14 protein-coding genes are annotated in these 14798 nt (G+C 46.1%); 11 read left to right on the plus strand and 3 right to left on the minus strand.

The features are described from left to right. Positions 1 to 236: 236 nt before the first annotated feature. On the minus strand, positions 237 to 575 hold the full coding sequence (locus CRO25_RS13300; protein WP_079695290.1) for a hypothetical protein: 339 nt from the start codon (positions 573 to 575) through the stop codon (positions 237 to 239). A 545-nt stretch (positions 576 to 1120) separates the two neighbouring features. On the opposite strand from CRO25_RS13300, the gene CRO25_RS13305 reads away from it, so the two are divergent. From CRO25_RS13305 to CRO25_RS13350, 10 genes are read left to right on the plus strand one after another with little or no spacing between them, the layout of a single operon-like run. After that, positions 1121 to 2344 carry a hypothetical protein gene (locus tag CRO25_RS13305; RefSeq protein WP_079695291.1) on the plus strand — a complete coding sequence of 408 codons (1224 nt, stop codon included), beginning with the start codon at positions 1121 to 1123 and terminating at the stop codon, positions 2342 to 2344. 14 nt (positions 2345 to 2358) lie between these two features. Further along, a complete protein-coding gene (locus tag CRO25_RS13310) occupies positions 2359 to 3624 on the plus strand; it encodes a CpaF family protein (protein WP_079695400.1) in 1266 nt (421 codons plus the stop codon). A 40-nt stretch (positions 3625 to 3664) separates the two neighbouring features. Then, complete coding sequence (locus CRO25_RS13315) at positions 3665 to 4432, plus strand: type II secretion system F family protein (RefSeq protein ID WP_079695292.1); 768 nt, start codon at positions 3665 to 3667, stop codon at positions 4430 to 4432. Between the two features lie 12 nt (positions 4433 to 4444). Next, entirely contained in the window at positions 4445 to 5314 is an 870-nt protein-coding gene (locus CRO25_RS13320; protein ID WP_079695293.1) for a type II secretion system F family protein, read from the plus strand. An 11-nt stretch (positions 5315 to 5325) separates the two neighbouring features. Further along, a complete protein-coding gene (locus CRO25_RS13325; protein ID WP_063564414.1) occupies positions 5326 to 5520 on the plus strand; it encodes a Flp1 family type IVb pilin in 195 nt (64 codons plus the stop codon). Continuing rightward, complete coding sequence (locus CRO25_RS13330; RefSeq protein WP_063564413.1) at positions 5498 to 6175, plus strand: TadE/TadG family type IV pilus assembly protein; 678 nt, start codon at positions 5498 to 5500, stop codon at positions 6173 to 6175. Before CRO25_RS13325 ends, CRO25_RS13330 begins: the two co-directional genes overlap by 23 nt. Positions 6176 to 6232: 57 nt before the next feature. Next, positions 6233 to 8383, plus strand: coding sequence for a hypothetical protein (locus CRO25_RS13335; protein ID WP_079695294.1), 2151 nt, complete (start codon positions 6233 to 6235; stop codon positions 8381 to 8383). After that, complete coding sequence (locus CRO25_RS13340) at positions 8380 to 9498, plus strand: pilus assembly protein (protein WP_256863637.1); 1119 nt, start codon at positions 8380 to 8382, stop codon at positions 9496 to 9498. Before CRO25_RS13335 ends, CRO25_RS13340 begins: the two co-directional genes overlap by 4 nt. Before the next feature lie 8 nt (positions 9499 to 9506). Continuing rightward, positions 9507 to 10019, plus strand: coding sequence for a prepilin peptidase (locus tag CRO25_RS13345; protein WP_072734279.1), 513 nt, complete (start codon positions 9507 to 9509; stop codon positions 10017 to 10019). Positions 10020 to 10045: 26 nt separating this feature from the next. Next, positions 10046 to 11962 (plus strand): DUF6382 domain-containing protein, encoded by a 1917-nt coding sequence (locus tag CRO25_RS13350; RefSeq protein ID WP_079695296.1) that lies wholly within the window; start codon positions 10046 to 10048, stop codon positions 11960 to 11962. Here CRO25_RS13350 and CRO25_RS13355 read toward each other — a convergent pair. Further along, positions 11951 to 12862: a TIGR01777 family oxidoreductase gene (locus CRO25_RS13355; RefSeq protein ID WP_079695297.1), complete on the minus strand. Its 912-nt coding sequence runs from the start codon at positions 12860 to 12862 to the stop codon at positions 11951 to 11953. The two genes, CRO25_RS13350 and CRO25_RS13355, sit on opposite strands and share 12 nt — an antisense overlap. Before the next feature lie 157 nt (positions 12863 to 13019). Further along, positions 13020 to 13490 carry a DUF2621 domain-containing protein gene (locus CRO25_RS13360; RefSeq protein WP_063564408.1) on the minus strand — a complete coding sequence of 157 codons (471 nt, stop codon included), beginning with the start codon at positions 13488 to 13490 and terminating at the stop codon, positions 13020 to 13022. 170 nt (positions 13491 to 13660) lie between these two features. Between CRO25_RS13360 and CRO25_RS13365 the strand changes: the two genes are divergently transcribed. After that, complete coding sequence (locus CRO25_RS13365) at positions 13661 to 14788, plus strand: deoxyribonuclease IV (RefSeq protein WP_079695298.1); 1128 nt, start codon at positions 13661 to 13663, stop codon at positions 14786 to 14788. The last annotated feature ends 10 nt before the right edge of the window (positions 14789 to 14798 follow it).

The following is a 14798-nucleotide window of genomic DNA, read 5'->3' on the forward strand; positions in this document are numbered from 1 at the left end:
TGATTTTTAAATACCATTTGTATTCTGAATTGAGAGTTATTGATAAAATAGTACTTATGGGAATCGCCTTCCATATACTGCATGTTAATGCGGTTATTGGATGGCGTTTTTTTTCGAGGAAGGGAATTAGAATAAAGGTCTAATAAATTTACTTTTCTAAAATCTATTAAAATATATTACATAAATTATCATAGGAAAGAGGGGATGAGTTAGATCCCCTCTGATTAAGTATGAGTTTATCGTACAGTGACAGTGTAGAGTACAGTATCACCGTTAGGTAAATAACCAACTACTGTACATACACCAGGTGATAGACCAATTATTAATCCTTGTTGGTTTAAATAAATGCCTCCATAATCTCCGCTAATCCAAAAATTAGAGCCAGCTACGGTGATGCTCTCACCAACTCTTAAGCTAATAGGGACGGAAATTTGATCTGCAAGAGTTATTACATTGGAAGTCTCTGCAAGTGTAGTACTAGGGCTTGGTGTTGTAGCACTAGCCGCAAAAGATGTAGAACCAACAGTGAAGCAAGCAACGACAGTTAATAGACCAGTAATAAGTTTCTTTTTCATCGTTATCATCCTCTCATATTTGGAATACTACTCTAGTATATAGAATATTTATCCAAAAGTAAATTATATTTGGCAAATAAAGTTTTTTATTGGATGAATATTATGTGAACCAAGTATTAATTTTGAGATACTTAATTTTGTGAAACTACTAATAATAATTTATTTTTTTCTCAGTAAAATTGATTAAAATATAGGCTTCTGTGGTGTAACGTTTATGAACAGGGATAATAGAATGCGCGGTGCCAAACACTTTGTTAGACAAAGAGGTGATACAACAAATGGATTTATTGTGACCTGGATGACCAGCTCTATAAGGAGTAGGTAAATTAGTTAGAGTAGATTTTGAGGTTCACCCTCGTCTATTTCAACTTTAGGGTCATTTTGGTTGTTTCAGTTGAATAAATCCCTTGCTCCCCCAGAAATTGTATGCTATATTATCCATACATTCATAGCACGTGACGGAAGCACCGTCCATACACTGCATATTCTTGCGGTTATTGGACGGTGCTTTTTTGTGCTTTTTTTTTGCAGGGAGGGAAGAAGAATTGATTGTTCTTAAGGCAGTACTGGCTTCCAAAGATAGAGAGTATATCAGCGCCTGGCTTGATTTTGTACAAGGAAGTCCTTCCGGCTCCGGTATACGATTTACCGCCTTTTCACAATGGGAAGCGTTCAGGGATCACATGAATGAACAGGAAGGCAGGGAACTGCCGGATCTGGTGATTGCGGAACCGGAATTTCTGAACAATTGGCTGGGTAACGGTGGCGAAACCTCAGGTATTCCATGGCTGATGCTTAGTGAAGGATTAGATGTGGTGGATGAGGATAAACGGCTGATGAAATATCAACCATTGCCTACGCTGATGGACGCTGTTCTTAATGCTTGTCGGCAGCCGCGTCGGAAGAAGGCCCATCGTCCAGGACAGGAGACGCTTTCTATTGGAGTTGTATCAGCCTCCGGCGGGAGTGGCAAAACGGCGGTGGCGATGCATATGGCGAAGCAACTGGGGCTTGCAGGATATGCTGTTCTATATCTCAATCTGGAGACGCTGGATAGCTCAATGCCATTTCTGGAGAAGGGTATGTCTAGAAGTGGGCAGCGTATAACTGATGCAGAAACAGGGCTTTCACGTCTGCTATACGATTTGAAGGTGGGCAGGAAAGAATCAGGCAAACAGGGACAAGTGCAGTCTTCCACCAAAGGGGTTGATGGATACGTGCTTCGTCACGAAGCGCTAAAGTCGGATGTATTCTGGCCATTATCGAATCGGAAGGAACTGCTGCAAATGTCCCGAGAAGATACGAAGAGCCTTATTCGGTATTTGGCGGACTGTGGACAATATGATGTGCTCATTCTGGATGGGGACTCAGGTTGGGATGGACGCAGTGAGGGGATTTTCGATGCTGCCGATGCATTCGTGTGGCTGGTTGAGGATGACATCTCTTCCATGCATCGCTGGGGTCAATGGATGCAGCATATGGAGCGCACGAGGCCGGATCTGCATGAAAGTGTACTGGACCGTGCCCGTTTCATTGTCAACAAGTATCGGGACAACGTTATCAATGCCTTGCCAAGGTCTGATCTGCATCTGGATGCTGTGCTGCCGTATATCCCTTCCTGGAAGCAGCTAAGCCAGGAGGAAGTGATGCTCAGCTCACCGATCTTTCAACGCGAAGTGAAGAGACTATGCGCCATGATCGTACAGGATGGGGAAGAAGAACTGAAGCAGACAGGACGAATCCAGAAGGGTGATGGTTGGTCACTATGACGGATTCATCCAAGATGATACTGGACCTTGAAGAGCAGTTTCAGATCATGCGTCGCGAGGTTACGGCTGGCCTCGATTTAACGTCGTCTGCGGGAGACGAAGAACTGTGGCAGGGAATTGAGCGTAAAGTGCTCTCTGACCCGAAACTGGATGATCTGACCTCCGGGGAGCGTCATACGCTGGTACAACGGTTATTCGACTCCTTTCGAGGGCTGGATATTCTGCAACCCTTGGTGGATCATCCCGAAATTACGGAGATTATGATTAACAGCCACCGGGAGATTTTCGTTGAGCAGGAAGGTGAAGTCAGACAGATCACGCTGGAGTTCGAGTCCAGGGAACGACTGGAAGACATTATCCAGATGATTGTATCCGGGGTGAACCGGATTGTGAATGAGTCTTCTCCAATCGTGGATGCGCGGTTGAAAGACGGCTCTCGGGTCAATATCGTGTTGCCTCCTATTGCATTGAAGGGTCCGACTATGACGATTCGGAAATTCCCAAGTGAACCGATGAAGATGTCCGATCTGATTGGTAAAGGTGCCCTGCATGAGAAAGCGGCAGAATTGCTGCAGCAGTTGGTACGCAGCAAATACAATATTTTTATCGGCGGCGGAACCGGGTCGGGGAAAACTACTTTCCTAAATGCATTATCTCAGTTTATCCCGGCGGATGAACGGATCATCACGATTGAGGACTCTGCTGAATTACAGATTGTCACGGTACCCAATCTGGTATCGCTGGAGACGCGTAATGCCAATACCGAAGGCAAGGGGCAAATATCTATTCGTGATCTGATCAAGTCATCCTTGCGGATGCGTCCAAATCGAATTGTCATTGGTGAGGTGCGGGGGGCAGAAGCGCTGGATATGTTGCAGGCCATGAACACTGGACATGATGGCTCGTTGTCCACGGGTCACGCCAATACGATCTCCGATATGATCAGCAGATTGGAGACCATGGTGCTCAGCGGAGCGGATCTTCCCATTGCGGTTGTCCGGCAGCAGATCAGCTCGGCCATTGATATCTTTGTACATTTATCCCGGCTGCGTGATCGTTCACGTCGGGTGACCGAGATTAGCGAAGTGATTGGCATGCAGGACGGAGAAGTACTGCTCAATCCACTGTTTCGTTTCCAGGAAATCGAAGAAAAAGAAGGCAAGATTATTGGCGGACTCGTGCAAGTTGGAACACTGAGACAAGTGGATAAAATTCAGATGGCTGGGCTAGCGGAATGGTTGAACGAGTACATAGAACGCAATAGTGATGAGTTGAATTGATCGGATAACAACGTGAAATAGTCGATTTTATTGGTAGGTGATGAAGTTGGGTGAGGCCAGACAAGCGTTAACGGACTACACCATATATACGCTATCTCGAAGACAGCGGATTGTCTGCATGCTGATTAGTGGTTTGTTGTTCTTTGGTGTCGGTATTCTGTTCTATCATCAGTGGTTGGCCGGACTGATATTGGCTGCGGGGTGTATATGGGTACCAAAACACTGGACAAAAGTACTGCTGGAACGAAGAAGAATGACTCTCAGTTTACATTTTAAGCAGGCATTATATGCGTTGTCCTCTGCGCTGGCTGCGGGAAAATCAGTAGAGAACGGTTTTAAGGAATCAGTGGAGGATCTGCGCATGCTCAATCCTGAGGCGGATACAGATCTCATTCGTGAATTCACCATTCTGAGGACGCGGATGGAATATGGTCAGCCCATTGAAGAGGCGCTGCAAAACTTCTCGGATCGGGCCAAAATTGAGGATATCACAAACTTTGCCGATGTGTTCATCACATGTAAGCGAACGGGTGGAGATCTGGTCGAAGTGGTAAGGCGAACCTCGGCGGTAATTGGTGAGAAGCTGGATATTCAGCAGGACATCATGGTAGCGGTGGCACAGAAGAAGTTTGAATCTAAAGTGATGTTTGCCGCTCCATTTATTTTTCTGATTTTTCTAAACTTTACGGCCAAGGATTTTATGGAGCCGTTATACAGCGGGATGGGATATATGATCTCCAGCGGGGCATTGGCGTTACTTGCCTGCTGTTATTTGTGGATTACACGCATTATGGATATCAAAGTATAAGGAGCTGACACGATGCTGCTTCCCGTTATTTTCGGAGGGGTGCTCGGAGCAGGGTGGCTGGTGCTTGATCGAACGCGAGGGCAGACCTACCGACATTTGCGCAAACTGGATATGGAAGGAATACGTCTGAAGAAGCTGCATGGCCCCTTTTTGTTTTTACTGGACAAGTTCGAGGTGGGCCGCAGATTGCCTGTGCTCATGTTCCGTATGCAGCATGCCATTCAGAAAATGTATGGCATACAGCATAGTGGAGAGAAAACGATGCTCTACTGTGCTGAGATGCTGACTTATTCGTGGCTGATGTTGCTCGTAGGCTGCCTTTTGGCGCTCGTTGGGGACATGGGGCTTGGGGGTATGGTAGGTGGATTGGCACTCGGTGCTGCACTGCCCTTTGCGCTCTACAAAGATCTTAACATCAAAGTACAGCGAAGAGATCAGGACATACTCATGGAGCTGCCGGAGTTGTTGAACCGAATTGTTCTGCTAGTTGGTGCGGGAGAAACGGTGCAGCGTGCCATTGTTCACTGTGTAGCCAGTCAGGGAGAACGGAATCATCCCCTCTATAATGAGCTGCGAAAGACGGTCGGGGATTGGAACAACGGATACTCGTTTCAACAATCCTTTGAACAGTTCAGCCGCCGCTGTGGTGTACAGGAAGTGACGATTTTTACAACAACAGTGCTGCTGAATTTCCGGCGAGGGGGAGGTGACTTTGTATTGGCGCTGCGTGATCTGTCCCATGTGCTGTGGGAGAAACGCAAGGCCGTTAGTCGGGCTAAGGGAGAACAGGCTTCTTCCAAATTGGTGTTTCCGATGGTACTGATCTTTTTTTCGATTGTGGTGATGATCGGGGCACCTGCTTTTATGATGATGAATATGTAGGAGGAATTGGGATGCTGGAATTAATGAAAAGCAAAGTAATTGGACTTTGGAAGGAAGAGGACGGGCTGGGTACGTTGGAGCTCATTCTGATTATCGGCGTAATTATCATTATTGCATTAATATTCAAAAATCAAATAACAGCATTAATTACGAGCCTGCTTAGTAAAGTGGACACGAAAAGCAATGAATTTTTCCCGGGTAAGTAAATTGAAAAAGGAAGAAGGGAGCTTCACCATTGAAGCCTCCCTGGTCTTCCCTATTGTGTTGTTTATTCTCGTGTTACTTTTATTTTTCTCCATGTACATGTATCAGAAAACATTTCTGAACCAGCATGCGTATGCAGCTTCTGAACGTGCCGCCTACAGCTGGGATAACAGCCACAAGCAGGCGATGACAGGAGAAGTTGTTGCTGGGGAACATGACAACTTGTACTGGAGACTGACCGATGATCGATTGCTCGGAGCACTGTTTGGTTGGGTGGGAGCGGACAATGAGGTTATTGTGTCAGTACCCGCAGGAGAAGGCGGAAGTCTATCGGAAAAGAAACTGTCCCAAGCGGCACAAGGTATGCCCTCTGGCATGAACGGGACAATTGAATATCAGAACTCGCTGATCCAGCGAAAAGTAACGACTAAGCTGGAGCAGGTGATTTCTTTACCGCTGCCTTCTTTTTTATTTGATTCAGGTAACAGTGTACTAACACAAGGTTCATCTGCAGTTGTAGAGCCGACGGAATTCATCCGAACGGTGGATCTGGTCCGTTATTATGCAGCCAAGTTTAAAGGCAAGGGCGGAGCCGCAGCCAGTACTGCCGCTGAAGCGGGACAGGTTGTACAGCATTTTGGCAAAACCAAAAAATGAGGAAAGGAGGAGGAAGCACTGTTCAGAAAAAAAGACGGTGAATCTGGAGCCGTAACCGTGTTCTTGATCTTGATTTTGGCTGGAATCTTTATGTTTGTTTCCATTTTCATTGATTATGCACGTATTGCTGCTTTCAAAGTACAGGCAGAACGAATGACGCATGCAGCGATGAGATCTGTGATGTCAGCCTACGATACTTCCTTGCGGGAGTATGGTCTATTTGGATACGGTGACAGCAGTGGTGACTCCATTATGGCCAAGGTGCTGAATGATAGTGTGAAGCCCTCGGCTGTGAAAGATGGGTTTCCCATTCTGGATATCCAATGGGATACGACTTCACTAAGCATGGAGCGTGAACTGGGCAGATACGATATTTTTAATCGCCAGATCCAGGAGGATATGAAATATCGTGCGCCGGTTGATTTTACCCTGGAAGTGGTCAACCGTTTTAAGCCGATGTCAGAAGAGATGAAAGAAGCTGCTCATACCGTGGATCTGCTCAAAAAATTGCAAAAACTGTATGACAAACGTGAGGAATTGCTGGACGAAGCAATAGCCAATCAGACGGAATCCGCCGATAAGCTGAAGGGTCTGCCTGCACTGATCATGAATCCGCCTTCCTCTGCCATTTACGATGAGATGTTAAGAGAGACGCCAGAGACAGCTACCGAAGCAGCAGCGCGTTATGCGGATTATCTTAACAAAAAACAAATGGATGAAGGGCTGCCATTTAACCAGCAACAGTACATGCTAGAGCTAGCTTGTTATCGGACAGGTGTAGGGAATGTGGCGACAGGCATAAGCACGATCATACAACCAGCATTGCAGGCACACCAGACAAAATTGGAGGAAGCCCAAGCTAAGATTGAAGAAGCTCGCAAGATCAATGAGGAAATGAAGCAGGTAATCGCTGAAGGGGAGAACCGTTCACAGAATGCCAGTTATGAAAACGTAGGCAACTCACCGCTGCCTGGGACGAGCCCTCCGTCTACCGGATCGGGAAGTGAAGCCAAGAGTACACGCTCCCTTGCTTCGGAACTTGTAAGAGCAGACACGCTGTTTGATCAGTTAAATGCACATGTACGCTCACAAAATTCGGATTTCACCAATGTCAGAAATGACAGTATGGAGCTTAATACACAGCTTCGCACTGTTACGGTAATGAGTGGTGTTTCCATTAAACCAGCGGTTAGACAGGCTAGTCAGGTCACGGAACGATACATGGACACTTATGTAAGAAGTGGTCCCTCCAATGTTATTCTCCAAAGCAAACAGCTGTTGGAGAGCGGTCGCGGATCTGATGCCCAGCGCAAAGCGAATGATAAGGAATCCAAAGGGAAGTTGAAGGAAGTTAAACGCATATTGTCACAAATCGAAAAGGGGAGCTCCGGCTCCATGGAAGCCTTCAAACAGCTGGAGGAGTACTACAACGCCAACATCGCTTTTAACGAAGCGAGCCGTGAGGAAGCCAAAAAGGCAGAGATTGCTGGCGATCCGTATGACTCTGGTGGTGATGCCATGAACGGAATGGACAGTTTGTTCGGCGGGATGTCCAATTTACTAGATAGTCTTGGTGATGAATTGTTTCAGAATGAGTACGCACTGGCGTATTTCAATTCCATGGATTTTGGGCAATTGTTGGGCTGGACTGAAGGCAGTGGAGATGCTGGTGAAGTGTTCAAACTGCAAAATCAGGAATTGGAGTACATCGTATATGGTTTTCATAATCCTTCGGGGAACATTGCTGCTGCATATGCGGAGATCTTTGGCATGCGTCTGGCGATTCGAACTGCAGAAGGATTAATTGAGAATAGCAAGCTTGGGAATCCACTACTTGTATTATCTGCTGCAATTTTATACGGAATTACAAACGCTATAGCAGATATGGTGAAACTGGCTAAAGAAGGTAGTGTGGAATTGTCCAAATATATCAAAGTCAAGCTTACATACAGGGACCATCTGCGTTTGTTCCTATTAATGCATAGCAACAATGAACGCAAAATGTCCAGAATGTTGGCTTTGATCCGATTGAATACCGGCGTGAATCCGGATGAGAAGCAGACATACGCTTCAGGAAACATGCGCAGCAGTATTAAATTGTGGTTTTTACCAGGAGTCACAAGAAGTATAGGTGCTCTCATGGGTAGTGCAGACCAAGTAGAGGATGGGCGATTTTTCATTGATCGAAAGGCCGATTATTCCTATTGAGTAATCTGGGTCGTTTCGGTGGAGGGATTATGGATAAGCAGCATCTGCAGGAAAAAATATTGGCACGATTACAGAGTCGACTTACACGAGTGCGTAGACTGGAAAGATTAAAGTCTCTGACTGAGCAGATACATTCTATTTCCAAAGTGCGTTTTCCAAAAAAAGAAGGTTCCCCAAAAAAGACGAGTTCATCAGAAAAGGAAATGGGCAGCATCGTTTTGGAAGCCTCACTGGTTTTGCCTGTATTCCTGTTCTTTGTCATGTTCCTCATTTACATCGTACAGATGTCGTTGGTATCAACAGCATTGCAGAGCACGGCAGGAGAGGCAGTAAAGCAGTTATCCACGAAAATATATCCGGTCTCCCTTGTATTCAGCCCCTCTGATTCCGCAGGTGGTGAAGGTTCGGAGGGTGGGTGGAAAATACCGGAGTTGTCACTGACGGAATGGGCCGAAGAGTACGCCTCTTCACTGCCAGAGCCGCTAAGTGATTGGGTACGTGCAGCTGCTGCCAGGGGTGAACAACCGTTACAGGAGGTGAAGACATCCGTTCTTGAGACAGTACTTGATCCTACCGTTAAACCGCTGCTTGAGCCTTTTATTAATACTTCTGTACTGGATGTAGAGCGTGTGCATGTTAACGGTGTTTCCATACCTGATCTCAAAAATAAAACGAATCCTTACTTTCGGCTTGAATTGAGCTATGAATTGCCTGTTAAAGTCCCCTTTCTAGGGAAATCTTTACGTATTCAAGCGGCTGCGGCAGAACGGGTATGGATCGGAGATACCGGAGAAGGCTCCAATAGTAGTGGGGGAGACGCCGATTCTGCAGGAACAGTAACCGTGTTATCCAAGCCGGAGCCAGCATACATAGGCAACAATGCAACAATTAAGGTCAAAGTAGAGCCCGGAGCCACAGCGAACTTGACCATATTTTACAAGTCCGGTGAAAGTTCAGCCAAGCATATCGGGTGGGCGACTGCTGACGAAAATGGTGTGATTGAGTGGAACTGGTTTGTTGGTACACGTACAACGGAAGGCACATGGACATTTGTTGTAGAGACTGCGGATGGTGCCAAGACGGTGACCGAGTTTAATGTGGCTTCCAGAAAATAAGGAAGGAGATGGTGGAGGTGGAGTGGTTTTACCTGGCCTGTGGTCTGTATGTGATTGCAGCTTTTGTTACAGATGTTCGTTCGATGAAAATTCCAAATCGTTTAACTTTACCAGTGACTGTCGCTGGAGTGCTGGTCCATATTATCTGGGGAGGTTGGGAGGGGTTTCTGTTCTCCGCAGCCGGATTCGCGATGGGGTTTGGTGTCTTATTTCTAATGTATCTAATCGGGGCAGTGGGTGCGGGAGATGTGAAATTGTTTGGAGGAATTGGAGCTTGGACAGGACTGGCCTTTGGCGTTCACGTTATTATTTACTCCGTTTTGTACGCAGGGGCAATTGGATTAGTTATTCTATTGTTCCGAAGGGATTCTGCGAAGCGGATTCGCGGGATGGCAGGAAATCTTGCCGGTTTCTTCATGCTCGGTTCGCTCAAGCTGGTCAATCAGGAAAAGACATTGAAGTTTCCTTTTATGCTGGCCGTATTGCCAGGATTCATTAGCGCCTATATCTACATGATTTAACTAAGCAATGGAAAGAGAGGATTGGCATGTATGGATTAACGAGAGATTTCATTCGAAACGGCGGATCGTTTATGGTTTTGGAGAAAGCGGAAGGGCTGCGAATGGACGAACTGAGCCGTGTGCAGATGGGCATGTTGTCTTCTAATCAAATTCCCCGACTTCTTCCCGTTCATATTCGAGAGGTAGACCGAAATGTAACGTTACAATACGATATTTCAGGATATAAGATGTTACCTCAAATGTTGAAGTCAGGAAAAATCAAGCTGCGTGTGTTATATGGTCTATTGTTTCAGCTGGCAGACACGTTTACAGAGTGTAGACAATATATGTTGGATTCGCGTAAATTACAGATTCAGGAAGAGTACATATTTATCAATGGTTCACTTGAACTGGGAGAGCTTGGCTTAGTATATATTCCAATGGTCGATGCAGTTGAGGTAGATCCGACGCCTCAGCAATTCCGCGAACTGGTTATTAGGTTAATGGCCCATGTTCAGGAACTTCAGGGCGAAGGGATTCAGCGTGTCCTCCAGCTATGTGAGATTGAACAATGGGATATTAGACAACTGCGTGAACTTTTGCTTGAATTATATGCAGATGAGCAGAGTGGTTCAGGCCAGGCAACGTTTATGTCTTCACGTGGGTCATCCGGCTCAAGTGACAGTAAATTAGGAATGCCACTTTCTGCAGTTCCGGAGCAGGGAAATGATCTGTTTTCCAATAGAAGTGGGCAAGATCAGTATCGTCAGTTGGATCGAAATGGCGAAGCTGGGCAGCAGTTAAAATCAAATCATCAACCGAGGATATCTACTGCGGAGGATGACAAACCACTTAACAAACCCTTTTCAGGATTTTCGGGCAGACGTTCACCGATAGAGTCCTCATTGCAAGCGAAAGGTGTTACGAATCCGTCACAGCGCCAAACGTTTGATTCAATACAGGACGATGATATGGAAAAGGACGAGAAGGACAAGAAGCAGGATTCTTCCAAAACGACCTATATCATTCTGGGCTGTATGATTGCCATCGCGCTGGTATGGAGATTCATCTATATGGAACAACCAGGGCAGACACAAAAGATTCTATCTGCATCATTAAGTGCTGGCTTGCTTGGGATCGCGGGTTGGGCATGGGTGACCAAAGGGAAATTCGAAAATTCGAAATCCAATTTGCTACGCAAAAAGATGCCGAATGAAGAATATGCAGATGGCGAATTACAAGAGGGCTCTACCAATAAGAAATCTGCTTTTTTTGGATTGGGAAGAGGCAAAGGTAAGCAGAAAGAAAGCCAAGAAGAGATGTTTCAGGAGAGCTGGCGTTGGAATGCAACTGAAATGTCACCAGAAGGTAACACCTATGGACAAGGTTACACGAGTCAACAGAGCTCTGGTGATATACAAAATGCTCAATCAGAACGGGGGCAATCTATTGAATCTAGGTCATCTGTAGCAGGAAATTCTCGCTTTCAAAATCTACATATACCATCTGAAGCTTCTGATGAACCTTTTGTTCAGCATACTGTCGAATCCGTGGCTGCAACATCGGAGCTCATTCGTCATCATGCGGCGGCTGATGCTACAGTAAATTTGCAGAGTGTTGCTGGCGGAAGCATTACGGGAGCAGGTCTAGTAGTACCTTCCTTTTATCTTGAACGCAGATCAGCAACAGGGGACAAAAATGAACGGATGGATGTCCGAGGAGCATCGTTTGTTATTGGCCGATCGGCGGACATGGTCCAGTGGGTAGATTCAGCAACCGGTGTGTCCCGTGCTCATGTGGAATTGAGCCGGAACAAATCGGGCTATGTCATTAAGGATTTGGGTTCTGTGAATGGAACCATTCTCAAGGGCGATGTTCTTGCTCCGTACAAAGAATATCCACTGGAAGATGGGGATACCTTTACGTTAGCTGAGTCTGTTTACACGTATCGATCAGTCGGATAGACCCCGGTGTTTTAGATCTTCCAGTGCATCGGTTAATGTAGGAAAGGTGAACTGGAATCCGTGATCCAACGCTTTTTGCGGGATAACCCGCTGTCCTTGAAGCAGCACGACAGAGAGTTCTCCGACCAGTGTTTTGATCAGAATTCCGGGTACGGGGAACCAGTGCGGACGATGATACACTTTGCCTACCGTGCGTCCGAATTCATCGTTGGTTACCGGGTTGGGCGAAGAGGCGTTCACCGGACCGGAGATTTCTTTATTTTGGATCGTGAAATCAATCAAACGCACAATATCCATAATATGAATCCAACTGGTCCACTGTTTGCCACTTCCCACCCTGCCCCCAACACCAAGCATATAAGGCAGTTTCATTAATGGAAAAGCACCTTTTTTATGACCAAGCACGAGGCTAACGCGGATTTTCACAAGTCTCACATGTTTGATGGCATCAGCAGCAACTTCCCATTGTTGAGAAACGCGGGATGGGAAATTCACCGATTTTTGAGGACTGTTCTCATCAAATGTTTCTGTAGGAGAGGTGCCATAGATTGCCATGGCAGAAGCCTGTACGACCACCTCCGGTTTGTGTTCCAACGAATCTACCAATTTAGCTACGCGCGCTACAGTAGTCACTCTGGATTCAACAATCTCCAGTTTCGCTTTTGTTGTCCAACGTTGATTCAACGTTTCTCCAGCCAGATTCACCAAGGCATCCATTCCCTCCAGCAAATGAGGCTGTTCCTCTACCTGTTCCCATGAGACATAAGTAAGGTTTTGGCTGGGATTATGTAAATTCGGCAGTTTGCGTGTAATAACTTTCACATGATGGCCTGTCTGAAGCCAGTAATCAACGAGTGCTCCTCCGACAAAACCGGTACCTCCGCAAATTGCAATCTTCATCTTGGCGACCTCCTTGTTATTTTGACTATGCTGACATGTAATATTGGATCGACAAACAGCCCCGGGCGGTAAGCACTGCCTTGCTGGGAATGACTTACCTGACGGAGCATGTTTGCAAATATGTAAGCCTAATACATGTTCGGCTGTATTCCATTTTCTATTTATTCATCAAATGTTTATAAGGCGAATAGTCAATTTGGTTCTTCTCCAAAAATTTCACCAGAAACTTATTATCCCGCTTCGGTGTGGCTATAATGTATCCTTTAATGCAATGATCTCTGGATACTTCAGGTGCATTATTTTCGTACGCAATTTTGCCGATTTCTGCTGCAATGGAATGTTTGGCGATATCTCGAAATGGGCCAGGAACAGGCTCCACAAGCTGGTCGAGAAAAGCTTTTGCTTCATCTGTCCATAAATGACGGCTGGTTTCAACCCAGTGGTTCTGCCAATCGAGTTTCGACTTCCCGTCTGCCTTCGGAAGCACTTTCAAAAACTTGCGCATCATAAAAAATCCGCCAACACACATACTTCCAAGCAAAAGAACGGTCCAGAATGCGATCGTGTTCATAAACCAATTGCTGGGGGAACTACTAGTCAACGTCCAAGCGTAGGAGCCGAAAATCATTGCGGAGTCACCTCGGTTTATTGATTTTCACGGAAAGACGGATTCCGCCCACCCATGTTCCAAATTACAGCTGTAAAAAATAGCCTATATCCCGAATTATAGCGCATTTCTAGATTTATTTCGATAATCGCGTTAGAATAAGGGATAATTCAGAAAAAGGGGGATTAATGATGCTTAAAATCGGCTCCCATGTGTCCTTTTCGGACAAGGGATTATTGAGTGCAACGAAGGAAGCGTCCTCGTACGGTTCCAGTTCGTTTATGATATATACAGGTGCACCGCAAAATACCCGCCGCAAGCCTATTGAGTCCATGTTTATTGAGGAAGGCAAGCTTGCGATGCAAGAGGGCGGAATGGAAGATATCGTTGTCCATGCGCCATACATTATTAACCTCGGATCCTACAAAGAAAACACGTATGAGCTGGCCGTGAGTTTCCTTCAGGAAGAGATTCGTCGTACACATGCGATTGGTGTCAAAAATATCGTGCTGCATCCCGGCGCATTTACGGACAAGGATGCTCATTACGGCATCGGACGTATTGCTGAAGGCTTGAATGAAGTGCTAGACGGAGTGAAAGAGACGGATGTGAACATCGCTCTGGAAACGATGGCTGGCAAAGGAACTGAAATGGGCCGCAGCTTTGAAGAGATCGCTCAGATCATGGAGAAGGTTACACACAATGAACGCCTTACTGTATGTATGGATACATGTCACATTCACGATGCGGGTTATGATATCGTCAACGACCTGGACGGTGTTCTTGAACAATTTGATCGTACGGTAGGGCTTGACCGCATTGCCGTAATGCATATTAATGATAGTAAGAACCCTGTGGGTGCGCACAAGGACCGTCATACACCGATTGGCTCTGGCTGGATTGGTTTTGAGGCTATTAACCGTATCGTGCATCACGAGGCTCTTCAGGGACGTCCGTTTATTTTGGAAACGCCATGGATTGGTAAAGAGGCCAAAACTCAGCGTCCTATGTATGAAGCAGAGATTGCATTGCTTCGCGGGGATGTTGCTGGTCGATTTGGGCCCGAGTTCCTGACAGAAGTGGAACAACTGCATCATTTCTTCAAAGGAAAAGAGATTGAGTCCCGTTCATATGTTCTGGATATCTGGACATTGCTCAAAAATGATGCCAAAGCGAAGAAAGCCGATCCACGTGAGCCGTTGGAACGTCTGTATGACCTCGTGGCTGAAGCCGCATTGTTCCCGCATTTGAATGAAGAACAATTGAATCATCGTTTGATCGCCTGGCTTGCTGGAAAAGATATTTTTGTCACGGCCTAGTTGAAGGAGG

This window comes from Paenibacillus sp. RU5M, from assembly GCF_900221055.1.
GTDB classification, from domain to species: domain Bacteria; phylum Bacillota; class Bacilli; order Paenibacillales; family Paenibacillaceae; genus Paenibacillus; species Paenibacillus marchantiae.